Below are 25,001 nucleotides of genomic sequence, written 5' to 3'. Positions count from 1 at the left end.
TCGAGCCCCGCCCAGGTGCACCCGGACCGGGGCGGACCTCCTGTTACAGCTTTATGACAGGAACGCGGCCGTCCCGCCCCCGCCGAATCGGCACCGTCGTGCGTTTCGGTGCAGGTGATGACTGCATACGCTTGATATCCGGACAATCTGGTCAGGAATGCAAGCTGCTGGCGCATGCACCTGCACGTCGTCCGGTTGCCAGCGATCGGGCCAGTACGGTGGAATCGAAAGAGCCGTCGGAGCGGAGTGGCCATGTTGATCGGCGAGGTGCACACCGGTCTGCTGCAGCATTCGACCTCGCTGCCGACCGCCGAAGCCGTCGAATTCCTCAGCCTCGTCGAGGGTGCCAACGTCACGGCGTCGCAGCGACCGGGATCCTACGTGGTTTCGCCCGACCTGCCGGTCGGGGTCGACTGCATGCTGCCCAGCGCGTCGCGCCGCAAGGTCCGCTGCGTCGGCGCGACATTGTCGCGGGCAGTGCTCAGCGGCGGGCGCGTCGTGCAGACGTCGGCGGCGGCCCGCGTCGAACCCAGCGCGGCCGGCCGACGGCTGCCGTGGTCGCACTACATCGCACAGGTCGGCCGGCTCGAGGCGATCGGACGCACCGACTGGGCCGACGTCGTCGCCGGATTCCTGCAGCCGGCCCGGCGCAGCCCGTTTGGCGCCGCGGAAGACACGTTGAGCCTCGGCGGCATCGCGGCACGGCTCATGGACGCCGTGCAGGGAGCGGACCGCCTCGACCGGCGAGCCCCGTTGCGGACCCAGCGCACCCGGCTGCGGTGGACCGTCATGATCGACGAGCAGTTCAGCACGACCGGCCGCGCTCGGTTCACGGTCGGCTCCGACGGTCTACGCACGGTCGAGTTGGAGCTGGGATCGCAGGACGCAGCCGCCGCTCAGCAGCTGTGCGAGGACCTCGCCCTGCACGACTGGCTGCTGACCACCGTCACGGCCTATGTGGAGTCGGTGGCGAGCAGCCGGCGGTCGGTGACCGACAAGGCGGCGCGACTGCGGCCGGTGGTCGAGCATCTGCTGCACCTGTGGATGCCCGGGGCCCGGGTGAGCCCGCAACTGTCGCCGGTGTGGGACGTGCTCGAGCAGCGGCCCGGTTTCACGCGGCAATGGAACTCGTCGGTGAACTGGATCCGCGACCAGCTCACTTCCGGCACGATGGCCCTGCTGGAGAACGCTCGCTGACTGCTCCGGCGCGTCAGTCGTTGACGAACACGTACGAAATCCGCTGCACGATCTGCTCCGGCACGATCACGCCCTCGTGCGCACCCCGCCGGCCGAGTTCATCGAGCACAGGGACCTCGACCGCAACCTGGCTGAGGATCGTACGCACGGCCAGCTCCACCGGGAGGAACTGGGTGCGCAGGACCGACATCGTCTGGTACGCGGCGAATGGCGGCGCCTTCGGGTTGAGCTGGATGACGGCGGGGAGCCGGCTCCAGCCCAGCGGGAGGGACTCGGCGTCGTCCAAGCGATACGGGCGGACGGCCGCCTCGCCGCGATGGCGCAGCAGTCCGAGCCGCACGAGCTGCCACACGGACGCAAGGAAAGCGCAGGACCAGATCCGCTCGTCGCGCAGCTGCGACCAGAGCTCGACGTCGACGAAGATCGAGTGCCCGTTGGGCCCGCTCTCCTGCGGCGGAGTCCACGAGGAACTCGACGCCATCGCCGGTGCCCGGCCCGGGGTGCGCTCACCGTTACACAGCCAACCCGACTCCACCGCCGGCGGGCGACCGCCCGTCGTGTGCTGCGGCGGGTCGGGCACGAGACGGTCGACGACGAGCTCGGCCAGGGCCACGCCCTCGGCTTCTACACAGCCCGACTCCCGTGCCACGTAGTCGATCGTCAGCTCGTGCGCCTCGGCGGCCCTACGCAACTGCTCGATGACCTCGGGCGGGGTCGGAGTCTCGTTGCGGTAGTCGTCGACCAGGAAGCATGTGCTGATCCGCGGCCGTGCCCCCTCGGGCAGCATGGCCGCACAGGCCGCCCGGGCCTGGCGCACCCAGGGAGCGACCCGCTCGAAATGCCGGTCAATGTTGACGAACCCGGGGCCGAAGTCCTCCGCGTAGAGGTGTCCGAGCTCGATCGACAGGTGCGACAACGGGATCGACTGGGTCCGCGGCTCGGCTGTTACCTCGTGAAACTCGACATCGGCCACCATTACACAACCTCCCACGCGACATCGTCGACGAGGTCCTTGGCGAGCTTCTCGAACGCCTCCACCGTCTCGACGTTCGCGATCTTGCGCTCGTACAGGTCATTGTCCGAGATCAGCTGCTCCCGCCACTGCAGCAGCGGATCGAGTGGGATCGCGGCAATGACCCGGGTACGCCCCACCTTGCGGTTGCTGGCCAGCTCCGTCAGACGGGCGTCGCACTCACGCAGGAAGGCGATCTGGGCCGGACGCAGCGAGCTGAGCTCCTCGCCGTCGGGGTTGATGACCGCGGTGCGCACGAAGCGCAGCGAGTCGAGCAGAGTCTCCGGGTCGTGCCCGCGGGCCTCGCCGGTGGCCAGGATGCCGCCCTCGTCGTAGACCAGGCTGGCGGCCGCACCGACGTGCTGGTTGGTCCACCGGTGGAAGATCAGCCAGCGGGTGAGCACCTTGCGCAGGCTCGGCATCGCGGTTGCGGCCAGCACCATGTCGGTCGCGTACGACCGCCCGGCGCTCAGGTCGACCAGGACGATGTCGAACTCCTCGTCCAGGCGCAGGAACAGTTCCGCGCAGCGCTTGTTCATCTCCGGGGTGGTCGGGAACTCCGAGCCGCCGTGGTCGCCCGGGAAGAGGATCAGCTGGCCGGCCCCAGGCGGGCGCTGGCGCAGGCTCTGACGGTCGGACGAGGTCCAGATGTCCAGGCGCTCGGGCGTGCTGATGCGGCCCTGCAAGTAGGAGTGCAGGCCACCGTTCCGGGTGCCGCTGGAGGCGCCCGCGATCTGGAAGATGGAGCCGGCCGTGGGTGAGCCGAAGTTGAAGTCGAGGTAGCACACCTCGCGGTTGAACAGTGAGCTGCGAAACGCGACATTGCAGCTCGTGACCGAGCGGCCGGCGCCGCCGTTGTCCGAAGTGGCGAAGATCAGCACGGTCAGTTCACTCCTGTTGACTTCTGCCGACCGGCCGACAGGTCGTTGAGCAGGCCAAGCACGGTGAGGGCAAGCCAGGCCGCGGTTCCGGGGCGATCGTTGACGACCTCCCGGGCCCGGCGCAGGTTGGCTCGGATGGTCTTGATCTCCAACTCCAGGGACTTGCCGCTGCCCCGCAGGAGCTCGCGGTCGAAGAGCTGCTCGGCCTCGCTGACCAGGTCGGCCGCATGGCCGGCGAGGTCAGGACTTCTCAACGGGGGCCGGTCAAGCACGTCGGCGATGACCACGAGCGCCTCCACGACCCGCTCGTTGATCAGCCAGCACGGCGACTCCTCGGGCGCCATCCGCAGATCTGGGAAAGCCCGGGCCGGGTCATCCCACAGGCTCCGACCCGCGCCGCGCTGCAAGCGCCGGCTGAGCAGGTGCTCCCAGACCCGGTCGGCCGTCTCCAGCAGCGCGCCGCGGTCGCCGCCGTCGCTGAGCCGGCCGGCAATGCTCGCGGTGCGCTGCAGCAGCAGTGGGGCGAACTCGTTGACGATCCAGGTGATCTCGACGCCGCCGACACGCTCGCTGCCGACCAGATTCAGCCGCAGACCGGGATGGTGCAGGCCGATGGCCGAGTCGTTACGGTTGGGCCGGCGGGTCATGCGGGCACGGTTGGACAGCTCTTCCAGGATGTTGCCGACTCTCACGAGCTCGGCGTTGGAGCTGCGGTTCTGCGCCAACCCCGGCACCACCAGCGAGGTCACCTGGAGGGTGAAATAGTCCGAGTCGCGGCCGTCGGTTGTCCGCCAGGGGATGTCCTCCAGCGGCCAGCGCGGGCCCTCGCCGTAGGTGGCGACCGTGACCCAGTAGGAGCGGGTCAGGTCGGAGCGCAGCTGCAGGGACCGGGACAGCCGCTGCTGTTCCTCATTGAGCAGGCCCAGGACGCGGGTGCGCTCGGAGAAGAGCTCCTCGATTGCGTCCATGGCGGCGACGGTGAAGTGGAGGTAAGGTGCCGGCTCGGCAACGCCCGCCGGTTGGGCCCCGATCCGCTCGGTTCCGGCGACCTCGACCTCGGGCGCGCCTTCGACGATCCCCCAGGACCAGCCGCACTCGAAGAGCTGGTTCTGGCTGTTGAGGTCGGTCACCTGACCGGACCCGATGAGTACCTCGCGGAAGCTCGCCATCGTCTCGCGCAGCTCCAGCCGCAGACCGTCGACCACCTCGCGGGAGGGCAGCCCCTCCTGGTTCACGGTTTGCATCAGGTTCCTGCCGTACGCCGAGTCGGCGTCGAAGACGTTGACACAGAAGCTGCGTAGCAGGCCGACCATCGCGGCCGTGAGCCTGGTGCTCGCCCGTTGCTCGACATCGTCGACCATCTCGAGCACCGCGTGACGGCGGGTCGTGCCGCGGAAGATGCGCGCGAACCCGATAGTGGCCAGCGACAGCGTGATCGCCAGCGCGTAGGAGTCGACGACGTCGAGGGCGCGCTGCTCCTCGCTGGGCTCCTCGCCGTCGACCGAGGCAGCGAAGTAGCTGCCCCCTGCGAAGATCGGCGTGCCGGACTCGTCGGTGTAGCGCCGGTAGTACTCCAGGAACACAGAAACGATCTTGCGCGGAATCTCCGTCGCGCCGCCAAGGTCCTCCAGCGCGTCCATCATGTCCAGGCCGGTGCGGTCGGGATCGTCCAGCGCGAACGCCGGAACCCTGGAGGCGGGCAGCAGCAGACACAGCAGCTGCTCGGCGTCACCGATCGAGTTCGGCACGGACCGCCCGCCCCACACCCATTGGCCCTTCTGCCAGGACCACCGCACCATGGCGCGCCAGATATCGAGTATCTCCTGGCGGGGCTGCATCCTCATCGATTACCACCCATGTCCCCGTCGGGCCGTACGGAACGCCGCGGTCATAACCGATTCGCGACATCAGTTGCGCGAGTCAGGCTCGAAACAAATCCTAACCAGCGGAATCGACAATCCCTAGACCCTGTGGAGTAGTCCAGGCGGGTCCGGTCGTCATGGTCGACCTCGCGGACGCTCGGCCCCCGATGCGGTCGCACCGACGAGCTTGATCTTCGAGCGCCCCATCGGCGCAAGCTGCACGATCGGATAATCGTCACGATCCCCGATTCCCTCTCCAGTAGTGTCAAGGATCGATCAACTGGCGTGTACGTCCGGCCGCCCGATCACGATCATGTTGGCGATCCGAGGAGGTCCTCCATGACGAGCCAGGCAATGGCCGGCAAAACCGGTCGAATGGGCGGCATGCCGTGGCCGTGCCGCAATCACGAGATCGACTGGAATGCGTTCGATCCGAAGGCGTACCACGCGCACAACTACCTGACGATGCGGGACGACGACCGGCAGATCATCGTGCAGCTGCGGGATTTCTTCGGGGCGGCCTCGCTTCCGGCGAATGCGCTGGGGCTGGACGTCGGGCCCGGCGCGAATCTGTACCCGGCGCTGTCGATGCTGCCGTTCTGCTCCGCCCTGGACCTCATCGATTACTCGACCGCCAATGTGGCCTGGCTGCGCGGGCAGCAGTCGTGGACGCGCCGCTCGTGGCGGTCGTGGGACCCGTTCTGGCGGCTCTACGGCGAGCATCCGGCCTTTGCGCAGTACGTGCGGGCGCACCGTCCGGCCGCCGAGTTCCGGCGCAAGGCCTACGTCGGGCAGGGCAGCATCTTCGAGTTGCCGAAGCGGCGGTACGACATCGGCACCATGTTCTTCGTGGCCTGCTCGATGTCGGAGGATCGCCAGGAGTTCTTCCGTGCCGTCACGCGCTTCCTCGCGGCGCTGAAGCCGGGCGCCCCGTTCGCCGCGGCCTTCATGACCGGGTCCAGCGGCTACGCGATCGAGGGCCGCACGTACCCCGCCTTTCCGGTGACCCCGGCGAACGTCGCCCACGTGATGCGGGCCCATGCACCGTCGACGGTTGTGACGCCGATCGTTTCGGATCTGCGGCCCGACGTCGGGATGGTGCTGGCGACAGGGTACCGCGGGAAGTAGCCGCTAAGCAGAGCGCCGGCTCAGCAGCACCGCCAGCGCGGCCGCCGGGATCAGGCCCATCACCAGGATCGCGGCGCCGATGCCCAAGGGCGGTGCCAGCAGCGGGCACAACAACAGGGCCACCGACGCCGCGATGAAGGGGATCGGCATGACCGTGCCGGTCGGCCAGACGAGCCAGCGCAGCAGCAGCCCAGCGATGAGGAACAGCGCCACCGGTACCGCCACCGCATAGCCGGCCACCAAAGGCGGGACGTGGACGTTGTGCTCGGCGGCTCGCACCGCGACCTCCAGTCCACCGCCCAGGGCGGCCACCGAGCCGAAGACCACGTAATGCCCGTAGGCCCAGGTGCGGACCACCTTGCCCGAGCGGAAGCCGTGCACGTCGCCGCCCAGGAAATAGGCCCACCAGATCCCGAACATCAGCAGCAGCCCGCCCACGGCCACCAGGATCAGCTGGATGGACACGCCGGCGTGCATGGCGCTGCCGAAGGCCACCGTCGAGGCCAGAATGACCTCGCCCAGGACAATGATGGTGAACAGCCCGTACCGCTCCGCAATGTGCTCCGGATGCCACTTGATCGCGCCAGTCCCTTCGGCCCAGACCGGTACGGCAATCTCAGCCAGCGCCAGGACCACAAAGCCGATGTAGTCGAACGGATGCGGCAGCAGCAGCCGAAGAATCCAAAGGACCTGCACAACCGTGATCCCAAGCGCGTTGCGACGGGCAGTCTGCCGCCCCTCAGGGTGTTCACGCGCAGCCCGCAGCCACTGCGCAACCATCGGAATGCGCATAACCGCATACCCAATGGTGACCTGCGTAAAGTCGTAGTCACTGAGCGCGGCCGGCACCCCAGCGGCCAGGATCAGCGCCCCCGCCATCTGCACCAGCGTGAGAAGCCGAAACGGCCCATCATCCGTGTCATAGGCCGAGGCAAACCAGGTAAAGCTCATCCAGGCCCACCAGATCGCAAAGAACACCATCGCAAAGCCAGCCACCGCCTGGAGCGAGTGCCCCTCCTCGATGCCGTGGGCAAGCTGGGCCGCAGCCTGCGACACGGCCACCACAAAGCAAAGGTCAAACAGCAACTCAAGCGGCGTAGAGGCGCGATGCTCCTCCCGCGGATCCCGCCCACCCATGAGCCGCCGCCAAGGAGCCTGCAACCCAGGAACACCCAAGGAACCCTCCAACAGCACCCGCAAGAACGTTCCAACAGCACCGATAAGCCGGCCCGACCCAGGCGAAGATCTCCATGCTGCACCATCCAGCCGGAGCGCAGATGAGGGGGCATGGGTGGAGCTCGCTCCCCCATTGGGGAGCGAGCATGCGAGCGCGAAGACAAACTCCACGAAACGCGAACAGGCCCAACCTGTGAACAGGCTGAGCCCTACGTGGAGTTGAGGGGACTCGAACCCCTGACCCCCTCGATGCGAACGAGGTGCGCTACCAGACTGCGCCACAACCCCAACCGGTCCCGGTGAAGCGGACCGGCGCTAAGACTAACAGGTCGGTTCCGGGCGACGCGAATGGGTTCACTGTCCCGAGGCCCGCGTGTCGTACGGGCGGCCACGCAGCGAGTTCAGGCGGGCCGCCTCGCGCCGGGCGCGGTCGCGTTCGGCCAGCTGACGGGCCAGGGCCTCGCGGCGGGCGGCGGCGCGGCGCAGCTGCTCGCGGCGGACCTGGGCCTGGCGGCGGGCGATCCAGGCCGCGTACCTCGCCTCCTCCCGCCGCCGGCGCCGGTCGCGCAGGGCGCGCGTGCGCAGGTGGGCCAGGTAGTAGACGAGCAGCGCGCCGGTGACCGCGAAGCTCACCCAGAACCCGGGGCTCACCAGCGTGATGCCGCACACCTCGGCCAGGTTGAGCAGCACCAGGGCCAGCAGCACGCGGCGGCGGCGGTACATCGCGCGCGGGGCGCGGTGCACGCGGCGGCGCTGGGCGCGGGCGGGCGGGGCCGAGACCGGGGCCAGGCGCGGCGCCGGCAGCGGGCCGGAGGAGGACGAGACCCGCGGCACGAGCAGGCGGGGCGGGTTGACCGGGCGGCGGCCGGGCACGGTGCGGCGGCGTCGATCGGCGCGGGTCAGCACCCGCGCGGTCGACAACGCCCGCTCCGCCACCAGCCGCTCTGTTGCGTCGTATCGGCGCACCAAGGCGGGCGCCAGGGCGAGGAGCCCAGCAGCGGCGAGGACGGCGAGGAGCACCGAGGTCGGCACCCTCACCCCTCCTATTGATCCTGTTCAAGCCCTCCGCGCCGGTCCCCCCAGGCACGAAAAGCATCGAAGTCTGTGGAAGTTACACCGTGGTAACTCCGTCTCAAGACCTTACGACGCGCCGGGGGCCGTACCACGTCAACACGCAGGAGGAAACGCCCGAAGGTGCAAAACGGACATAGCCGAATGCCCGCAAACCGGGACGAAAGGCCTAAACCTTACGAGACCAGGGTCTTGTGCCAGCGGGCCAGCAGGCCGCCCTCGTCCGCCAGGTCCTCGGTCGTCATCGCGTACCCGAGGTGGTCCCGCCAGTCGCCGTCGATGTGGAGGTACCGGTGGTGGTACGCCTCCTGCCGGAAGCCCAGCTTCTCCACGACCCGGCGGCTCGCGGCGTTGTCCGGGCGGATGTTCACCTCGATGCGGTGCAGCCCGCCGACGCTGAACGCGTGGTCGACGACCAGGGCGAGCGCGGTGGGAGTGATGCCCTTGCCGGCGTAGCGCGAGTCGACCCAGTAGCCGGCGTAGCCGGAGCAGAACGCCCGCCGCACGATGTTGCCCAGCGTCAGCTGGCCGACGAGGCGGTCCTCGTAGCAGACGGCGAACGGCATCGCGGTGCCGTGGCGGGCGGCCCGGCGCAGGTCGGCGTGGACGGCCCGGAAGGCGGGAATCGAGTTCAGGTCGTGCCAGGTGCCGTACGGCGTCGGCTCCCACTTGCCCAGCCACTGCTCGTTGGCCCGGCGGACCTCGGACCACGTGCGCGCGTCGGAGCGGCGATAGGGGCGCAGGGTCACGGGGCCGTCCCTGAGGACTGCGGGCCATCCGGGCTGACTCATCGCCGCCTATCCAAGAGTATGACGTCCACGGTGGAGCCTGCGGCCGCGCTGATGACCTTCTCCCCCAGGACCATCAGACCGTTGGCGTCGGCCAGGCCGGAGAGGGTGTACGGGCCACCGGCGAGCGGAGCGACAGTGTACCCGCCGCCGCGGCGCTCGGTGATGTACGCCGGGCGGAACTCGCGCATCCCGGAGGGCGAGCTGACCGTCTCGAGCAGGTGGGCGCGGACGCTGGGCCGGAAGACCGGATCGGCCCCGGCCAGCAGCTGGATGACCGGGCGGGCGAGCACCTCGAAGCCGATGAGGGCCGCGCCGGGGTCGCCGGGCAGGCAGACGATCGGCACGCCGTTGGGGCCGCCGACCGTGCCGTAGCCGAGGGAGCTGCACGGGTACACCGAAAGATCCGAGAAGACCACCGTGCGCGACAGGATGCGGCGCACCATGTCGCCCGGGCCGGTGCCCGTGCCGCCGGTGGTGATGATGAGGTCGGCCCGCAGCATCTGGTCGTCGAGCAGGCCGCGCAGGCCCTCGGGGTCGTCGTCGCAGATGCCGACGCGGTACGCGTGCGCGCCCGCCTCGGCCGCCGCCGCCGTGAGGGCGTGCGAGTTGGCGTCCACGACCTGCCCCGGCTGGCTGGCCCGGCCCACGTCGACGAGCTCGTCGCCGGTCGCGATGACCACGACCCGCGGGCTGGGGCGGACCACGACGTGGCCGATGCCGCTCGCGGCCAGCACGGAGACCAGGGGCGGGGTGACGTAGGCGCCGGCCCGGGCCAGGATCGCCCCGGCGGGCAGCTCGTCGCCGGCCCGGCGGACCCCGTGGCCGCGCTTGGTCGGGTGGTACACCTCGACGGCGGCCATGCCCTGGTCGGTCATCCCCGGCGGGACCACGACGTCGGCCGAGACCGGCATGAGCGCGCCGGCCGCGACCGAGAAGCAGGTGCCGGGGGTGAGGCGGACCGGGCGCCAGCTCGAGGCCACCAGGTCGCCGACGACGCTCAGCCGGACCGGCCGGCCCGGCTGGGCGTCGCTGATGTCGTCGAAGCGCGCGGCGTACCCGTCGATGGCGGCGTGGTCGAACGCGGGCACCGGGCCCGGTCCGACCACGTCCTCGGCGAGCACGTTGCCGTGCGCCGCGGTGATCTCCAGGTCCAGCGGGGGCAACGGGCGCAGCCCACGGAGCACGCCGGCGAGATAGTCGGCGAGGGGGACGCGCGCGTTCGACCCGACGCCGGCGTCACGCGCCGCGTCGTGGTGGGAGCCCGTCGCTGGAACCGCTGTCACCCGCGCAGATCCTTCTCCACGAAACTGGTCAGCCACTGGCTGAACGCCGGACCGAGGTCGTCGCGCTTCACCGCGAGCTGGACGACCGTCTGCAAGTACCCGAGCGGCATGCCGGTGTCGTACCGGGTGCCCCGATAGACGATGCCGTGCACCGGGGTGCCCTCCGCCAGCAGCAGCGCCATGGCGTCGGTGAGCTGGATCTCACCGCCGGCACCGGGGCCGATGCGGCGGATCGCGTCGAAGATCTCGGCCGGCAGCACGTACCGCCCGACGATCGCGAGGTTGCTCGGGGCATCCTCGGGCTTGGGCTTCTCGACCAGCGCGGTGACCTTCACCGTCTCGCCGGCGTCGACCTTGAGGTCGGAGGGCTCCACGGCGGCGATGCCGTAGCGGTTGGTCTCCTCGGGGTCGACCTCGATGAACGCGAGCACGATGCCGCCGGTCTGGGCCTGCAGGTCGAGCATGGCCGGCAGGAGCGGTTCCGCCTCGTCGCAGAACTCGTCACCCAGCAGCACCGCGAAGGCTTCGGGGCCGACGTGGCTCTCGCCGTACGACACCGCGTGGCCCAGCCCGAGGGGTTCGGCCTGGCGGCAGGTGTAGATCTCGGCGAGCTCGGCCGGGCGCTTGATCGCCTCCAGGCGCTTGGTGTCGCCCTTCTCGGCGAGGCGCGCCTCCAGATCGGGGCGGCGGTCGAAGTGGTCGACCATCGAGGTCTTGCCGCGCCCGGTCACCAGCAGGATGTCCCTGATGCCGGCGGCGGTCGCCTCCTCGACGATGTACTGGAGCACGGGCCGGTCGACCACCGGCAGGAGCTCCTTGGGGACGGCCTTGGTTGCCGGGAGGAAGCGGGTGGCGAGCCCCGCCGCCGGGATCACGGCTTTGACAGCCCGCTGCCGCGTCGCGGACTGGTGAGGAGTCGTGTCAGGCATGGTAGAAGGCTAGCCGCCGCGGCTCTGTCGCGGTGGTTGCGTCGCCTTTGGCGCGCCGGGCGTCACCTCGGCGCTCGCCTTCACGCCGCTTTCGCCCGCGGCCAGGCGGTATGTGTCACGACCTCCGGCCTTGGCCGCATACAGGGCATCGTCGGCCGCTTCGAGCACCGCCGCCCCGGTCGGGCCGTGGTGCGGAAAGACTGCGATCCCGATCGATACGGTGACCGGAATTCGGCGCGGTGGCGCGCTGCCCGTGGCTGACACGACGAGCACCGGGCTGCGCCGGACGGCCACCCCGAGGCGCTCGGCGAGCACCGCCGCGCCGGTCGCGTCGGTCTCCGGCAGCAGTACCACGAACTCCTCACCCCCCTGCCGGAAGGCGAAGTCGACCTCGCGGATCTCGGCGCGCAACCGGCGGGCGAACTCGGCCAGCACGGCGTCGCCGGCGGCGTGCCCGTAGGTGTCGTTGACCTCCTTGAAATGGTCCAGGTCGAGGCAGAGCACGGCCAGGTCGCGGCCGAAGCGGCTGGCCCGCTCGACCTCCCGGCGCAGCGACTCGCGCAGGTAGCGGTAGTTGGACAGGCCGGTCAGCGGGTCGGTGAGGGAGAGCCGCTGGGCCTCCTCGTGGACCCGGACGTTGTCCACCGCGACGGCCGCCTGCCCGGCGAACGTGCGCAGGGTGACCAGGTCGGCGTCGTCGAACTCGTCGAAGCCGTGCCGGTCGTAGAGCGCGAGCACACCCCGCGCGGCCGGCGGGCGCTCGGTCTGCGGCTCCAGGCCGGTGGTCGGGCCGGCGGCGGGCGCGGCGATCGGGACGGCGACGTACGTCACGCACCGCGGCTCGTTCGGCGAGAGCACGGGCCCGTCGCGGTCGACCCGCCCGCGGATCGGCTCGCCCGACGCGGCCACCGTGCCGAGCAGCCCCTCCCCCGGCGCCAGGCGCAGCTCGTTGAGGTCGATCCCGGCGAGCCCCTCGCTGACCTGCCCGCGCAGCTCCACCCCGGCCTGATCGGCCATGAGCACCACGCCGGCCTGGGCCCCGGTGGCGGCGGTCGCGGTCTGCAGGATGACCTGGAGGATGCGGTCGAGGTCGTGGGTGCCCGCCAGGGTGTCGCCGAGCACCCCGAGCTGGCCCCGGAGCTGGTCGCGGCTGGCGGTGAGGGCCTGGACGTACCCCTGCATCTCCCGCGTCATCCGGTTGAACGTCTGCCCGAGCCGCCCCACTTCGTCCTGGCTGCGCACCGGCACCCGGGCCCCGAGGTCGCCGTCCGCGACCCGCTCGACCGCCTGGGCCAGCTCGGTGAGCGGCTGGGTGGTGGAGCGGGCCAGCCACCAGGCCACGCTGATCGCGACCAGGCCGGCGCAGACGACGACGGCCACCAGTACCGCATAGAGCCCCTGCACGTCCGGCGCGGGCACGCTCACGGCCAGGGCGAGCGGCTGTCCCGCCGCCGGGTCGAGCCGGCGCACGAGGCGGCCGCCGTCGGTGGTCCCGGTCGCGCCCGGCATCAGCCCGCGGGCCAGGTCGGCGATGGCCCCGTCCTCGGCGGTCGGCTGCGGCCCGCTGGCCAGCGAGTTCACCCGCACCCCGCTGGCCGAGGCGAGCCGGCCGAGCAGGGTGGAGTCGACGGGCTCGACCGCGTACGCCCGGCCGGTCCGCTGCCCGTTGGCGTCGAGCACGTCGACCGAGGCGGACAGTGCGGCATAGGCGGCGGTGGTCGGCGCGGCGCAGTCGGCCCAGGGCCGGGCCGGGAGATCGCCCGCGACGGCGAGCACGCTGCCGTCGGTCCGGGTCACCTCGACCGAGCGGGCCAGGCCGCGCCCGACGGCCGTGCGGGCCGCATCCGGGCTCGCGGCCTGCAGCGCGGCGGTCTCGGCGGCCAGCTGCAGGCGCTGGCAGGTGACGGTGAGGGCGGCGCGCAGGTTGTCGCTGCCGGCCGCGAGGCGCTCGGCGGCGCGCTGGTCGCTCACGGTGGCCACCGCGATGCCGACGAAGACCGCGCCGAGCAGCACCGGGCCCAGGACGACCGCGAGGAAGGCGGCGGTGAGCCGCGCCCGCAGGGTCACGTCCTCGCCTCCATCACTGCCTCGGTTGATGCGATGCTGTCACAAATCACATGGAATCGAGGGGTGCTACCCACGGTGTCCCCCAAATCCGAGCTGCGAGCGCACATCCGGTCCGTCCGCCGTGCCATGCCGGCCGCCGATCGGGCGGTCGCCGACCGTTCTCTGGTCGCCGCAGCTGTTGATCTGGTACTGCGAGCAGGCGCCCGAACCGTCGCCGCCTACGTCCCGCTGGCGCTGGAGCCGGGCGGCGCGGACCTCGTGCCGTCCCTGGCCGCGGCGGCCGAGCGCCTCCTGCTGCCCGTCCTGCTGGACGACGACGACCTGGACTGGGCGCGGTACACCGGAACCCTGCGCGCGGGCCGCCGGGGCCTGCGCGAGCCGGACGGGCCGCGACTGGGCCCGGACGCGATCGCCGGCGCCGACCTGGTGCTGCTGCCGGGGCTGGCCGTCGGCGCGGACGGCACCCGGCTCGGGCAGGGCGGCGGCTCCTACGACCGGGTCCTGCGCCGGGTCGAGGCGCCGACGGTCGTGCTGCTCTATCCCGGGGAGTACCTGCGGGAAGTTCCGTCCGAACCGCATGACCAGCGCGTCTGCGGAGCGCTCAGCGGCCGTGGCGGTGGCTATGACGACGCGCACGTCGACTGGACGAAGGGGTGTCCGATACCGCACCATTGGCACTCGAAGTATCAGAGTGCCAATGATGGAGGCTGAGCGGTGCCTACCTACCAGTACGCCTGCACGGTGTGCGGCCACCAGCTCGAAGCTGTGCAGTCGTTCACCGACGAAGCACTGACCGAGTGCCCGGAGTGCCAGGGCCGGCTGCGCAAGCAGTTCTCGGCGGTGGGCGTGGTGTTCAAGGGTTCGGGCTTCTACCGCACCGACTCGCGCTCCAACGGCAAGTCGGGGTCGTCTTCCTCGAAGAGCGAGTCCACGAAGACCGAGACGAAGTCCGAGTCGTCGGCCGGCACGAAGACCGAGACCAAGAGCGACTCCAAGCCCGCGGCAAGCACCTCGTCGAGCTCCTCGAACTCCTCGAGCTCTTCAAGCTCCTCGACTTCGTAGGGCGCCCCGGAGCAGGGTCCCGCCCCGTCGCCGTAGGACCTGGTGCGGTTTTGAGGGGGTGTGGGTGGAGCGGAGCTCCCCCACCGCTCTTCAGGACATCGCTACAGAATCCAACAGCGCCAGTCAGACCATCCGCCCGCCAGCTACAGCAGCGCCTAGTCCCAGTGCGGCGGCCGGTCGGAGAGCAGCCGGTCGTCGTTGGTGGACGCGCGCTCACCCCAGCCGGCGTCCGTGTCGTCGGTCGTGTGATCCGGGAGCACGACCAGCTCGTCGGCGAAGTCCTCGAAGCTCACTTCACGCTGCTCATCGGTGGGGGCCCACCCGTTCGTACCAGCCACGGCAGTAAAGGTACCCCCGGGAGTTTGCCGGAAAGTGGCCGAATGACGACAGTCGCCCCAGTGCCGCACAGGTCACACTCGGCGGCATGACGCAACCCACCCCTGAGCCCGTGGCCGACCCTTCTGCCGACGAGCAGGAGACGCTCCGCCTCGACCAGCAGGACCCGGACGCGACCCGCCCGATGTCCCTGGCCGAGCTCCGCGACCTCCAGAACGACTAGATCAACCGACGTACTCACCGCCGGAGTGACTCCGGCGGTGGGTAATGTCGATGACGTGAGCGACGACGCGTACTGGCGGCGCCCCGCCGAGGGGACCGAAGCTGCCGCCCCGCCCGCGCCGGCCGAGCCCAAAAACGTGCCCTACACGGGCGCGCCGCGCAGCAACCCGCCGCCGCGGGGCTGGCGCCCGCCCGTGGTCGAGACGCCGGCCCCGCCGCGCAAGCTGCCCACGCAGGACACCGAGCGCATCGAGCGCGAGGAGCAGGCCGCCACCATCCTGACCAAGGGCATGGGGATCTTCGCCGGGGCCGTGATGCTGGTCCTGCTCTTCATCCTGTGCGGCCGCGCGCTGTTCTGAGGCTGCTCCAGGACAGGGCCCTAGGAGCCCCAGACCATGTGGGCGCCGCTGTCCCCCGTCTTGTACACGTAGAACGCCGACACCAGCGCCAGCACGACGGCCACGCCGGCCACCGCGTAGTGCGCGACCGCGGGCGCCTTGATCGCCGCGGCGCCGTCCCGCGTGGCCGGGACCATGAACGCCATGACCAGGCTCACCACGCCGAGGGCGAGGATGAACCAGAAGAGCTTGTCGGCGTACCCCTCGTGCTCCAGCACGGCCGGCGAGTTCCCGAACTGCTTGCTCAGCTCCTCGCCCGACTCCTTGGACACGAAGACGGCGATCGGCGCGGCCACGGCGAAGGCGATGAGCGGCCAGCGGATGTGCCGCCGGCTGCCCGGCCACACCCCGTAGAGGACCGCGACCAGCGCCAGCAGCGGCACCAGCACCACCGCGCCATGCACGAACAGTGGGTGGGCCGGTATGCCCGAGACACGATCGAACACGAATCCTCCTCGTTCCGTTTACGGATCCTCCCCGCAGGTGAGGTACCCGCGCAGAGCTTCTTGGGTTCAAGAGACCGGAAACATTTGAACGGTTCCAACCTGCGTGGTCTTATTGAACTTGTGTCGGGTGAAGATCTGCTGCGCGCCCGGGGTCTGCGTGTGACGCGACCCCGGCTGGCCGTGCTGGAGGTCCTCGAGGGCTCCCGCGGCCATCTCGACGTCGAACAGATCGCGATCCAGGTGCGCCAGCGCCTCGACACGGTCTCCACCCAGGCGGTGTACGACGTGCTCAGCGCGCTGTCCCGGGCCGGCCTGGCCCGCCGGATCGAGCCGGCCGGCAGCCCGGCGCGGTACGAGTCGCGGGTCGGCGACAACCACCACCACGTGGTCTGCCGGGGCTGCGGGGAGATCGCCGACGTGGACTGCGCGGTCGGTGAGGCGCCCTGCCTGACCCCGTCGCAGGCGCACGGGTTCGTCCTGGACGAGGCGGAGGTCACCTTCTGGGGCCTGTGCCCGGCCTGCCAGGCCAAGCGGACCGAAGACACCCGGTGACGGACCACGGCCTCTTCGGCCCGGACTCGATCACCTGGCGCGTGCACCGGGAGCCGATGGTCACCGTCGGCGGCCTGCGCAGCCTCTACCTGCAGGCGCTGCACCCGCGCGCGGTGGCCGGGGTCGAGCAGAACAGCTCGTACCGCAAGGACCCCTGGGGCCGCCTGGCCCGCACCTCGATCTTCGTGACGACCGTGATCTACGGCACCACCGAGGAGGTCGAGAAGGCCGGCGCGCGGGTCCGCAAGCTGCACTCGCGGATGACGGCGGTCGACCGGCGCACCGGCGAGCGGTTCCGGGTCGACGAGCCTGAGCTGCTGCGCTGGGTGCACGTGACGGAGGTCGAGTCGTACCTCGCCGCCGTGCTGCGCGGCGGGCTCCGGCTGAGCCCGCAGGAGCAGGACGGGTACTTCCGCGAGCAGACCCGCGCCGCGGCGGTGGTCGGCCTGGACCCGGCCACGGTGCCCGACTCGGTGGCGGCCGTCGCCGACTACTACGCCGAGATGCAGCCGAAGCTCGAGCTCACCGTGGACTCGGCGGCCACCGGCATCTTCCTGACCATGCCCCCGCTGCCGTACGGCCTGGGCCTCACCCCCGTGCGCGGGGCCGCGTTCGGCGTGTCGGCGCTGGCCATCGGGCTGCTGCCGCCCTGGGCCCGGCGGCTCTACGGGCTGCCCGGCCTGCCCGCCACCGACCTCGTGACCTCGGTGAACGCCCGGGTCGTGGGCCGGCTGCTGCGCGCGGTGCCGATCGAGTGGATCGAGTCCCCGGCCCGCAAGCGCGCCATGGAACGGCTCGACCACCGCAACTGAACCGGGGCCGGCGCCGTTCAACCCGGCGTGGCCCGCTGGCTCCCGGCGCTCACCGTCGCCGCCGCCGTGACGACAATCCTTCTGGTACTGAAAACCGACATTTCCGACATTGTCCGCTACTGCGCCTACGTCGGGCTGGCCGTCGTCCTGCCCGGCACGCTGATCTACCGGGCCCTGCGCCGCGACCCGCACAGCCTGGTGGAAGACCTGGCCTTCGGTACCGCCGTCGGGCTGGTCGTGGAGATCGCCGCCCGCCCGATCTTCTGGGCCTGGCCGATCCTCACGGTGATCCTGCTGCGCCGGCACCTGCGCACCCCCGCCTATCCCCAGCGGCCGACGCGGGCCTGGTCGTGGAGCGTGGCCGCGGTGGCGCTGGGCTTCGTCGGGTACCTCACCTGGGCCTTCCTGCGCGTCAACCCGCCCGTGCCGACCTCGGGCCCGGCCGACTACATGATCGACCAGCTGAACCTGCTCGCGGTCGCCGGCGATCTCCGGCACCACTTCCCGCTGGCCGTCCCCGAGCTCGGCGCCGAACCGCTGCCCTACCACTGGTTCACCTACGCGCACCTGGCCGCGGCGGGCCGGCTGACCGGCGTCGACCTGCCGGTGCTGTGGTTCCGGCTCGACCTGCCGGCCCTCGCCGTGCTCGCCGTGGTGCTGCTGGCCGTGGCGGCCTGGCGGGTCACCGGCCGGGCGTGGGCCGGTCCGCTCGCGGCGGCGCTGATGTACACGGTCGGCGAGGCCGTCCTCCCGGCCCGGGCGCCGGCGTTCTTCGGCACGATCACGGCGTACTACTCCTGGTCGAGCCGCTCCGTGCTCTTCGCCTCGGCGCTGTCCATGCCGCTGATCGCGGTGCTCGCCCAGATCCTGCGGCGCGCCAACACCGCCCGCACCTGGCTGCTGCTCGCGCTGCTGGCGGCGGGCGTGGCGGGCGCGAAGTCGACGGTGCTGCCGGTCGCCCTCGCCGGCCTGGTCTGCGCCGGCCCGCGCCGGGCCTGGCGCCCCGCCGCCGTGCTGGCCGGAGTCTTCGGTCTGGCCATGCTGTTCCTGTACGGCGGCGAGGGCGGCGGCCTCACCTGGAAGCCCTTCGGCATCATGGCCGACTTCGCGCACGGCCGCCCCGCGGTGATCGCCGCCGGGCTGGGCGCCTACGCCGTCGCGATGGGGTGCCGCCTGGCCGGGATGGTGATGATCCGCGAGTGGGGGCCGGTCGAGCGGTTCCTGGCCGGGGCGGCGCTGGCCGGGTTCGCGGCCGCCGTGCTGGTCTGGCACAACTCCTGGGGCCAGCACTTCTTCGCGATCGCCGGCTTCCCGTTCGGCGTGATCCTGTCCGCCGCCGGGGTGCGCCGGCTCCCGGTCCGGGGGCTGGTCGGGGCGGCGGCGGTAGCGGTCGTGGCCTGGGTCGCGCCCTTCCCGCCGCTGCGGCTGCCGATCTACTCCGTGTACGCGTTCGCCGGGCTGGCGGTGCTCGTCGCGCTTTTTACGGGTACAAAATCCGGGGCTTTGGCGGTTGTCCTTTTCGCCGGCGCCGCCGGGCTGCCTTATGACGCGGCTCACCACGCCAACCTCGGCACCGCCTATCACGTGCGGGTCACCCCCGACCAGGCCGCCGGGGCCCGCTGGCTGCGCGCGCACAGCACGCCGGATGAGTATGTGGCCACCAACGTGCACCGGGTCGGCTCCGGCCCGCAGGCCCGGCAGAGCCTGGCCTACTGGATCTCGGCGTACTCGGAGCGCCGGGTCCTGCTCGGCAGCTGGGGCTACTCCCCCGAGTCGAACGCGATCCAGGCCGCGAGTGGCGGGGTCGGGCCGGCCCTGGACTACTGGGACCCGGACCGGCTGCGGGCCAACGACCTGGCCGTCTATGAGCCGACCCCGGACCGGCTGCGCTGGTTGTGGGACCGGCGGGTGCGCTGGATCCTCGTCGACCGCGCGCAGGGCCGGGAGTCACCCCGCCTGGCGGACCAGACGTCGCTGGTCTGGTCCGCCGGCGAGATCGTGATCTACCGCCTTACCGGGCCGTGCAGGTGAGCGTGGCCGGGGCGGTGTTGCTGCCGGACCAGCTCGCCCCGAAGCCCGGCGCGACCGTGGCCGACGGGGCGAGGGTGCCGTTCCAGTCGGCGTTGGCCACGGTGACCGCCGCGCCCGACTGGGTCCACACGCCCGACCAGCCGTTGCTGATCTTCTGGTTGCCCGGGAACGTGAACGAGACGGTCCAGCCGGACAGCGCCGTGGTGCCGGTGTTGGTCACCGTCACCTCGCCGTTGAAGCCGTCGCCCCACTGGTTGGTCACCTTGTACGTGGCCGAGCACGACTTGCCCGTCGAGCCCCCGGTCGTCGTCACCGACACCGGGTCGGACGCCGAGGACAGGTTCCCGGCCGCGTCCTTGGCCCGCACCGTGAAGGAGTACGCGGTCGCCGCGCTCAACCCGGTGACGGCCAGGGAGTTCGTGGTGCTGGACCCGACCAGGGCGCTGCCGTTGTAGACGTTGTAGCCCGTGACGGCGACGTTGTCGGTCGAGGCCGCCCAGGACAGCGTCACGCTCGACGCGGTGATCGCGGACGCGGTCGGGGTGCCGGGCTTGCTCGGCGCGGTCACGTCCCCGGTCTGGGCCGAGGTGGTGACCGTCCCCGCCGTCGAGGCGGTCGAGGCGTTGCCGGCCGCGTCGAGCGCGACGACGGTGAACGAGTACGCGGTCGACGGCGTCAGGCCGGTGATCGCGAGCGAGTTCGTCGTGCTCGTGCCGATCACAGTGCTGCCGTTGTACACCTTGTAGCTCGCGACCCCCACGTTGTCCGTGGACGCCGTCCAGGTCGCGGTGGCCCCGGTCGCCGTGACGTTCGTGAACGCCGGCTTCCCGGGCGTGCTGGGCGCGGTCGTGTCGGCCGGGCCGGTGGTCGGCGCGGTGCCCCAGACCTGGGTCGACCCGTCGAACAGGGTCATGTGGCTGTTCGCGGCCTGGGTGGAGCCGGCCGGCAGCGACCAGTCGTTGGACGGGTCCCAGGTGCCGCTGCTCGCGATGCGGAACTGCACCTCGCGGCGCCACGCGGACTGCCCGGCCGGGGCGATGGTCTGCCCGGCGCAGCTGACGGTCACGTAGTACGTGCTGCCGCTGACCAGCGTCGGGCCGGTCGGGGCGGAGCACTGGTTGTAGGCGCTGGACAGCGTGATCTGGCTCGGGGTGGTCGCGCCGTCGAGCGTGAAGTAGTACCGGAACGAGCCCTGGGTCAGCGCCCGGGCCGGCCACGCCGACTTGTTGTAGACGAGCGCCTTGACCTCGGTGAACGTGCTGCCGGGGGTGTTGATCGAGGACTCGATGTACATCTCGGGTCCGTCGGGGGTCTCCGCGACCGGGAAGTTCGCGAGGGCCGTGCCGCCGTACTCGCCGTACATGCGGGCCAGGGCGCTGGTGAACCCGGCGTTGTAGTCGGTGGCGACCTCGTTCATCGTGTAGTCGTTGCGGCTGTCGGCGTAGGCGTCGTTGGGCGAGGTCGGACCGCCGACCAGCGCGCCGTAGAGCGTGTGCCGCGACTGCGCGGGCTCGTTGATGTTGTCCGACCACGAGCCGTGGGCCGTGCGGTGGTGCGGGTTCTTCGGCGGGTTGGTCCCGAACCCGATCATGTAGCTCGAGTTGCGTGGGTTGTCGCCGAGGATGTAGTTGATCTGCCGCACGCCGAAGTCGTGGTAGCGCGCCTTGCGGGTCGCGTCGGTGAGGTAGTCGCTGTAGACGAACGCGACGAACGAGGTGTTCGCGGCGTACCGCAGCGAGCCCCAGCTGTCGAGCACGGCCTCGCCGCCCGGGGACGTCGGCACCTTGGCCCCGTTGACGCCCACGGTCCAGTAGTCCAGCCAGCGGTTGGCGTCGTCGATGTACTGCTGCTTGCCGGTCAGCTTGGCCAGTAGCACGTAGCAGCCGTAGGACTTGTCGTCCCAGGCGATCGTCCAGCGGTACGACTTCGTGGTGGTCTGGTTCTCGTTGCTGAGGTTGGCGTAGCCGCTCTCGGCCTTGGCCAGGTAGCTCGAGTCGTTCGTGGCCCGGTAGAGCCAGATCGCGCCCCACACCAGCTCGTCGTTGTAGCCGCTCCACGAGTTGTAGTAGCTCGCGGCGTCGGTGATGCAGTCGGAGTACTTCTTGCGCACCGAGTCGGCGAAGGAGTACAGCTGCTTGGCGTGCGTCACCAGGGTGTCGGCGTAGGTCGGGTCGGTCGGCCGGATCACGATCGACGAGGCGGCCATCGCGGCCGCGGTCTCACCGGCCAGGTCCGAGCCGCCGCAGGTCGCATCGATCTTGTACGAGGGACGCGCCATCGGCATCACCTCGGCCGGACCCCACCAGGCGTGGTCGGGGTTGCCGGCCCCGATCTGTCCATAGAGGACGTTGGCGCTCGGGTGCGCCTTGATGAAGTAGTCGTTGACGAACTTCAGGTTGTTGACCAGGTTGGTCAGCTGGCCGGAGTTGACGTAGGCGCTGCGGTACTCGACCGCGCCCCAGGCCAGCATGGTGGTCGAGAACGCCATCGGGAAGCCGAACTTCACGTGGTCGCCGGCGTCGAACCAGCCGCCGGTCAGGTCGCGCCCGACGTCGGACCCGTCGTTCATCGCCGAGTTGCCGCGCCAGTTGACCCGGTTCCAGGACGGCTTCGGCCCGGACTGCTGGGCCTCGTAGAACCAGATCGACTTCTGCAGCGCCTCGGCGTAGTTGTACCCACCGGCGGCGTGGGCGGCCGGTTGTTGTATGACCACAGCGGCCATGACCGAGGCAAACGCCAAGATCAAGGCCACGATCAAGCTTCTTCGCATCGACTTTCCTCCCTGCGGCGGCGTGGTCGGATTCAACCCGCCGCCGGACGGCTTTTGACAGGGAGGTCGGCTCGGGGCGCCTATCGCCGCAGGTCAGCGGGTGAAAGTTGCACGTCGGTGAGCTGCTCGGACAGGGCCCACAGGCGCTTCGCGTCGGCCTCGTCGGTGGCCTTCGGATCGGGCTGCACGACGCTGGGCCAGCCGCGGAACTCGCGGAACTTGTCGGGGCCGATGAACTGCCCGCTCCTGGCCGTGGGCTCGGTCGCCGCGTAGAGGATGTTCAGCGCGCCCTGGGCGGCCGGCATCGCGAACATCGCGTTGCCCATGCGCATGAACAGCTTGGCGCCGCCGGTCGGGCCGGAGGTCTGCAGGTTGGTCGCGGAGTACCCGGGGTGGGCGAGGATGCTGCGCTTGTTCGTGGTGGCGAGCCTGCGGTGCAGTTCGAGCCCGAACAGCACGTTGGCGAACTTGGACTGGCTGTAGAAGGCCGAGGGGTTGTACTTCGCGCCGCCGTCGAGGTCCTCGTAGTGGATGCGGCCGCCGCGGTGCAGGCCCGAGCTGACCGTGACCACGCGCTCCCGCACCAGGTCGAGGATCAGCAGGGTCAGGGCGAAGTGGCCCAGGTGGTTGGCGGCGAACTGCAGCTCGTGGCCCTGCGCGCTCAGCTGCCGGGGCGGCATCATGATGCCCGCGTTGTTGATCAGCACGTCGATGGTGCGGCGCTCGTCGTGCAGCCGCTTCGCCAGCTCCCGGACGCTGTCCAGGTCGGCCAGGTCGATGCGCGCGAGCTCGGTGCTGCCGGTGACCTGCCCGCGGGCCCGCTCCCCCTTGCCGAGATCGCGCACGGCCATGATCACGTGCGCACCCTTGCGGGCCAGCACCTTGGTGGTCTCCAGACCCAGGCCGCTGTTGGCCCCGGTCACGAGAAACGTCTTGCCGGCAAGCTCCGGCACCTGCTCTTCGGTCCACCTCATGCTTCCCAGAATGCCGTTTGTGGCACTGAGTGTCAACTACGCCTCGCAATGCCAAAGTTGCCGGTCGGGGCGTACGATGATCGGGTGAGCCTCGTGGAGCGCAAACGCCAGCTCGTCCGGGACGAGCTGGCCGAGGCTGCCCTGAAGCTGGTCGCCTTCCACGGCTTCGAGGAGACGACGATCGACCAGATGGCCGCGGCGGCGGGCGTGTCGCGGCGGACGTTCTTCCGGTACTTCCAGTCCAAGGAAGACGTCATCATCGAGTTCTTGAGCGACCTCGGGCGGAAACTGAGCGAGGCGCTGCGCGCGCGGCCTTCCTCCGAGGCGCCGGACGAGGCGCTGCGGCAGGCGCTGCGGGTGTTCACCGACACGTTCTGGGAGCACCCGGAGAAGTCCTCGCGGCTGGCCCGGGTGACGGTGGAGACGCCGGCGCTGCTCGGGCGCTATCTGGAGCGGCAGGTCGCCTGGAAGCAGACGCTGACGTCGGAGCTCGCCCGGCGCATGGGCGTCGAGCCGTCCTTGCAGCCCGCGGTGCTGGTGGCGGTGGCGTTCGCGGCATTCGACACCGCGTTGATGCGCTGGGCCCTGCACCCCGACGAGGACCTCAACGCCCTCGTCGAGGAGTGCTTCGCCCTGGCTTTCTCAGCCTCTTAAGCCTGGACCATGCAGCCCCAGCCGTCGTAGATGCCGTCGTGGCTCTCGACGATGCCGCGGACCTTCCACGTCGTCTCGTGCAGGGCGGGCGGCTCGACCGAGTCGCGGCGGATGGCCTGCAGCACGAAGTCGCCCTCGTCGCCGCGCTCGACGGTGACCGCGAACCCGTCCTCGCGGAGATCCTGGGCGGACAGTTCGGCGCGGTCGGCGTCGGAGAAGTACGCGAGGAACTCGACCGCCCGCGGCGAGCTGAGCCGGTCGCCGTGCGCCTCGAGCTCCTGCACGACCTGGTTGTCGTCCATGATGTTGCGCTGCCAGGCGTCCGGGGTGAGCTCCTCGCGGACCTTGCTCCAGCCGGGGTCCGAGGCGATCGCCGTCTCCGGCGTGATGCCGTCGATCGACGGGAGCGGCGGCGGGCTGCTGTCGGCGGGCAGATACCCGGTGATCCGCCCGCGGTTGTCGGACAGCACGCGGCCGACCAGCGCGCCCCCGGCCGAGCGCAGGACCTGACGGACGGCGGCGTCCAGCTCGTGGATCGCGGCCAGCTCCTCGGCGGCCGGCATACCGCTGACCCCGTCACCCTTGTACGTGAACTCGACGTCGAAGCGCTGCGGGTACCGGGCCACCGGGGCGGCCTCGACCGCGCCGAGGTCGATGTTGTACATCGCGAGCCGGTCGCCCACCTCGCCCGGGTAGACCGCCCAGCGCTCGACCCACGCCGGTTCCCGGCCCAGCAGCCTGCGCAGCAACCCCACGCCGTCCTCCTTGACGCCTCGTGCGTTTACGACCCCTTGGGCACCGGGAAGCTGGGCGCCTCCGGGCCCGCGTGCGACTGCTTCGGCACCATCACCCGGCGCCGGAAGACGCAGACGAGCGTGCCGTCCTGCTTGTACCCCTTGGTCTCCACCGTCACCACGCCGCGGTCGTCCTTCGACTCGGACTCGCGCTTGTCCAGCACCGTGGTCTCGCCGTAGACGGTGTCGCCGTGGAAGGTCGGCGCGGTGTGCCGCAGCGACTCGACCTCCAGGTTGGCGATGGCCTTGCCGGACACGTCGGGCACGGACATGCCGAGCAGGATCGAGTAGATGTAGTTGCCGACCACGACGTTGCGCTTGAACTGCGTCGACGTCTCCGCGTAGTGGGCGTCGAGGTGCAACGGGTGGTGGTTCATGGTCAGCAGGCAGAACAGGTGGTCGTCCGACTCGGTCACCGTCTTGCCGGGCCAGTGCCGGTAGACCGCGCCGACGTCGAACTCCTCGAAGTACCGGCCGAACTGCATCGTCGCCCCCTTGTTCAGGTGTCTGGCGGCAGCATGCCGGGCCGGAACGGACGCTCGATAGAGGGACG

Annotated in this window: 25 protein-coding genes and 1 tRNA gene; 10 read left to right on the top strand and 16 right to left on the bottom strand. The window is 70.7% G+C overall.

The window, feature by feature from the left end; all coding sequences use genetic code 11:
- The first annotated feature begins 252 nt into the window (after positions 1-252).
- Entirely contained in the window at positions 253-1,197 is a 945-nt protein-coding gene (locus ACQP00_RS03875; RefSeq protein ID WP_433214388.1) for an SCO2521 family protein, read from the top strand.
- Positions 1,198-1,210: 13 nt separating this feature from the next.
- On the opposite strand, the gene ACQP00_RS03870 is transcribed toward ACQP00_RS03875, so the two are convergent.
- Genes ACQP00_RS03870 through ACQP00_RS03860 form a run of 3 tightly spaced genes read right to left on the bottom strand, consistent with a single transcriptional unit; the run spans position 1,211 to position 4,934 of the window.
- Positions 1,211-2,173 (bottom strand): SCO2522 family protein, encoded by a 963-nt coding sequence (locus tag ACQP00_RS03870; protein WP_433214385.1) that lies wholly within the window; start codon positions 2,171-2,173, stop codon positions 1,211-1,213.
- Positions 2,173-3,090: an SCO2523 family variant P-loop protein gene (locus ACQP00_RS03865; protein ID WP_433214382.1), complete on the bottom strand. Its 918-nt coding sequence runs from the start codon at positions 3,088-3,090 to the stop codon at positions 2,173-2,175. Before ACQP00_RS03865 ends, ACQP00_RS03870 begins: the two co-directional genes overlap by 1 nt.
- 2 nt (positions 3,091-3,092) lie before the next feature.
- Complete coding sequence (locus ACQP00_RS03860) at positions 3,093-4,934, bottom strand: SCO2524 family protein (protein WP_433214379.1); 1,842 nt, start codon at positions 4,932-4,934, stop codon at positions 3,093-3,095.
- A 303-nt stretch (positions 4,935-5,237) separates the two neighbouring features.
- Here ACQP00_RS03860 and ACQP00_RS03855 point away from each other — a divergent pair, with 303 nt between their 5' ends.
- Positions 5,238-6,080 (top strand): SCO2525 family SAM-dependent methyltransferase, encoded by an 843-nt coding sequence (locus tag ACQP00_RS03855; protein ID WP_433214376.1) that lies wholly within the window; start codon positions 5,238-5,240, stop codon positions 6,078-6,080.
- Between the two features lie 3 nt (positions 6,081-6,083).
- Here the strand turns inward: ACQP00_RS03855 and ACQP00_RS03850 are convergent, their stop codons facing one another.
- The 7 genes from ACQP00_RS03850 to ACQP00_RS03820 all read right to left on the bottom strand — a co-directional run bounded on the left by ACQP00_RS03850 (position 6,084) and on the right by ACQP00_RS03820 (position 13,397).
- Positions 6,084-7,166, bottom strand: a complete 1,083-nt coding sequence (locus ACQP00_RS03850) for a low temperature requirement protein A (RefSeq protein ID WP_433214373.1) — start codon at positions 7,164-7,166, stop codon at positions 6,084-6,086.
- Positions 7,167-7,470: 304 nt separating this feature from the next.
- A tRNA-Ala gene (locus tag ACQP00_RS03845) sits at positions 7,471-7,544 on the bottom strand.
- Positions 7,545-7,610: 66 nt separating this feature from the next.
- The gene (gene sepX / locus ACQP00_RS03840; protein ID WP_433214370.1) at positions 7,611-8,294 is read right to left on the bottom strand and encodes a divisome protein SepX/GlpR; all 684 of its coding nucleotides are present in this window, start codon (positions 8,292-8,294) and stop codon (positions 7,611-7,613) included.
- A gap of 209 nt (positions 8,295-8,503) precedes the next feature.
- A complete protein-coding gene (locus ACQP00_RS03835; RefSeq protein WP_433214367.1) occupies positions 8,504-9,118 on the bottom strand; it encodes a GNAT family N-acetyltransferase in 615 nt (204 codons plus the stop codon).
- Complete coding sequence (locus ACQP00_RS03830) at positions 9,115-10,401, bottom strand: molybdopterin molybdotransferase MoeA (RefSeq protein WP_433056197.1); 1,287 nt, start codon at positions 10,399-10,401, stop codon at positions 9,115-9,117. Before ACQP00_RS03830 ends, ACQP00_RS03835 begins: the two co-directional genes overlap by 4 nt.
- Entirely contained in the window at positions 10,398-11,330 is a 933-nt protein-coding gene (locus ACQP00_RS03825) for a UTP--glucose-1-phosphate uridylyltransferase (RefSeq protein ID WP_433214364.1), read from the bottom strand. Before ACQP00_RS03825 ends, ACQP00_RS03830 begins: the two co-directional genes overlap by 4 nt.
- Before the next feature lie 9 nt (positions 11,331-11,339).
- The gene (locus ACQP00_RS03820; protein WP_433214361.1) at positions 11,340-13,397 is read right to left on the bottom strand and encodes a diguanylate cyclase; all 2,058 of its coding nucleotides are present in this window, start codon (positions 13,395-13,397) and stop codon (positions 11,340-11,342) included.
- 126 nt (positions 13,398-13,523) lie between these two features.
- Between ACQP00_RS03820 and ACQP00_RS03815 the strand changes: the two genes are divergently transcribed.
- Positions 13,524-14,108 (top strand): 5-formyltetrahydrofolate cyclo-ligase, encoded by a 585-nt coding sequence (locus tag ACQP00_RS03815; RefSeq protein WP_433214358.1) that lies wholly within the window; start codon positions 13,524-13,526, stop codon positions 14,106-14,108.
- 3 nt (positions 14,109-14,111) lie between these two features.
- Positions 14,112-14,459, top strand: coding sequence for an FmdB family zinc ribbon protein (locus ACQP00_RS03810; protein WP_433214355.1), 348 nt, complete (start codon positions 14,112-14,114; stop codon positions 14,457-14,459).
- Between the two features lie 155 nt (positions 14,460-14,614).
- Here ACQP00_RS03810 and ACQP00_RS03805 read toward each other — a convergent pair whose 3' ends face one another.
- A complete protein-coding gene (locus tag ACQP00_RS03805) occupies positions 14,615-14,797 on the bottom strand; it encodes a hypothetical protein (protein ID WP_345124620.1) in 183 nt (60 codons plus the stop codon).
- A gap of 86 nt (positions 14,798-14,883) precedes the next feature.
- Between ACQP00_RS03805 and ACQP00_RS03800 the strand changes: the two genes are divergently transcribed.
- On the top strand, positions 14,884-15,018 hold the full coding sequence (locus ACQP00_RS03800) for a hypothetical protein (protein ID WP_433214352.1): 135 nt from the start codon (positions 14,884-14,886) through the stop codon (positions 15,016-15,018).
- 55 nt (positions 15,019-15,073) lie between these two features.
- Positions 15,074-15,376: a translation initiation factor 2 gene (locus ACQP00_RS03795; RefSeq protein WP_433214349.1), complete on the top strand. Its 303-nt coding sequence runs from the start codon at positions 15,074-15,076 to the stop codon at positions 15,374-15,376.
- 20 nt (positions 15,377-15,396) lie between these two features.
- Here ACQP00_RS03795 and ACQP00_RS03790 read toward each other — a convergent pair whose 3' ends face one another.
- Positions 15,397-15,861, bottom strand: a complete 465-nt coding sequence (locus tag ACQP00_RS03790; protein ID WP_433214346.1) for a DUF2231 domain-containing protein — start codon at positions 15,859-15,861, stop codon at positions 15,397-15,399.
- Between the two features lie 120 nt (positions 15,862-15,981).
- Here ACQP00_RS03790 and ACQP00_RS03785 point away from each other — a divergent pair, with 120 nt between their 5' ends.
- The 3 genes from ACQP00_RS03785 to ACQP00_RS03775 are packed head-to-tail and all read left to right on the top strand — an operon-like array spanning position 15,982 to position 19,256.
- Positions 15,982-16,413 carry a Fur family transcriptional regulator gene (locus ACQP00_RS03785; RefSeq protein WP_433056181.1) on the top strand — a complete coding sequence of 144 codons (432 nt, stop codon included), beginning with the start codon at positions 15,982-15,984 and terminating at the stop codon, positions 16,411-16,413.
- Positions 16,414-16,469: 56 nt separating this feature from the next.
- The gene (locus tag ACQP00_RS03780) at positions 16,470-17,225 is read left to right on the top strand and encodes an oxygenase MpaB family protein (RefSeq protein ID WP_433223674.1); all 756 of its coding nucleotides are present in this window, start codon (positions 16,470-16,472) and stop codon (positions 17,223-17,225) included.
- A gap of 27 nt (positions 17,226-17,252) precedes the next feature.
- Positions 17,253-19,256, top strand: coding sequence for a hypothetical protein (locus tag ACQP00_RS03775; protein ID WP_433214343.1), 2,004 nt, complete (start codon positions 17,253-17,255; stop codon positions 19,254-19,256).
- On the opposite strand, the gene ACQP00_RS03770 is transcribed toward ACQP00_RS03775, so the two are convergent.
- Entirely contained in the window at positions 19,237-22,026 is a 2,790-nt protein-coding gene (locus ACQP00_RS03770) for a glycoside hydrolase family 9 protein (protein WP_433214340.1), read from the bottom strand. The genes ACQP00_RS03775 and ACQP00_RS03770 overlap by 20 nt on opposite strands.
- 80 nt (positions 22,027-22,106) lie before the next feature.
- A complete protein-coding gene (locus ACQP00_RS03765) occupies positions 22,107-23,000 on the bottom strand; it encodes an oxidoreductase (RefSeq protein WP_433214334.1) in 894 nt (297 codons plus the stop codon).
- Positions 23,001-23,084: 84 nt separating this feature from the next.
- Between ACQP00_RS03765 and ACQP00_RS03760 the strand changes: the two genes are divergently transcribed.
- Positions 23,085-23,654 carry a TetR family transcriptional regulator gene (locus ACQP00_RS03760; RefSeq protein ID WP_433214331.1) on the top strand — a complete coding sequence of 190 codons (570 nt, stop codon included), beginning with the start codon at positions 23,085-23,087 and terminating at the stop codon, positions 23,652-23,654.
- Here the strand turns inward: ACQP00_RS03760 and ACQP00_RS03755 are convergent.
- A complete protein-coding gene (locus ACQP00_RS03755) occupies positions 23,651-24,409 on the bottom strand; it encodes a DUF695 domain-containing protein (protein WP_433214328.1) in 759 nt (252 codons plus the stop codon). The genes ACQP00_RS03760 and ACQP00_RS03755 overlap by 4 nt on opposite strands.
- A 26-nt stretch (positions 24,410-24,435) precedes the next feature.
- Positions 24,436-24,933 carry a MaoC family dehydratase gene (locus ACQP00_RS03750; RefSeq protein ID WP_433214325.1) on the bottom strand — a complete coding sequence of 166 codons (498 nt, stop codon included), beginning with the start codon at positions 24,931-24,933 and terminating at the stop codon, positions 24,436-24,438.
- Positions 24,934-25,001: the final 68 nt, after the last annotated feature.

Source organism: Dactylosporangium sp. CS-047395 (assembly GCF_050942185.1).
GTDB lineage: Bacteria > Actinomycetota > Actinomycetes > Mycobacteriales > Micromonosporaceae > Dactylosporangium.
Note: the sequence above shows the minus strand (reverse complement) of the source record. Positions and strands in the feature narration are given on the sequence as shown.

Bases quoted from the DNA above. Each gene is read 5' to 3' on its own strand.
- ACQP00_RS03875 (WP_433214388.1), top strand. From the start codon at position 253: ATGTTGATCGGCGAGGTGCACACCGGTCTGCTGCAGCATTCGACCTCG.
- ACQP00_RS03870 (WP_433214385.1), bottom strand. From the start codon at position 2,173: ATGGTGGCCGATGTCGAGTTTCACGAGGTAACAGCCGAGCCGCGGACC.
- ACQP00_RS03860 (WP_433214379.1), bottom strand. From the start codon at position 4,934: ATGAGGATGCAGCCCCGCCAGGAGATACTCGATATCTGGCGCGCCATG.
- ACQP00_RS03835 (WP_433214367.1), bottom strand. From the start codon at position 9,118: ATGAGTCAGCCCGGATGGCCCGCAGTCCTCAGGGACGGCCCCGTGACC.
- ACQP00_RS03825 (WP_433214364.1), bottom strand. From the start codon at position 11,330: ATGCCTGACACGACTCCTCACCAGTCCGCGACGCGGCAGCGGGCTGTC.
- ACQP00_RS03815 (WP_433214358.1), top strand. From the start codon at position 13,524: ATGCCGGCCGCCGATCGGGCGGTCGCCGACCGTTCTCTGGTCGCCGCA.
- ACQP00_RS03800 (WP_433214352.1), top strand. From the start codon at position 14,884: ATGACGCAACCCACCCCTGAGCCCGTGGCCGACCCTTCTGCCGACGAG.
- ACQP00_RS03780 (WP_433223674.1), top strand. From the start codon at position 16,470: ATGGTCACCGTCGGCGGCCTGCGCAGCCTCTACCTGCAGGCGCTGCAC.
- ACQP00_RS03770 (WP_433214340.1), bottom strand. From the start codon at position 22,026: ATGCGAAGAAGCTTGATCGTGGCCTTGATCTTGGCGTTTGCCTCGGTC.
- ACQP00_RS03765 (WP_433214334.1), bottom strand. From the start codon at position 23,000: ATGAGGTGGACCGAAGAGCAGGTGCCGGAGCTTGCCGGCAAGACGTTT.
- ACQP00_RS03750 (WP_433214325.1), bottom strand. From the start codon at position 24,933: ATGCAGTTCGGCCGGTACTTCGAGGAGTTCGACGTCGGCGCGGTCTAC.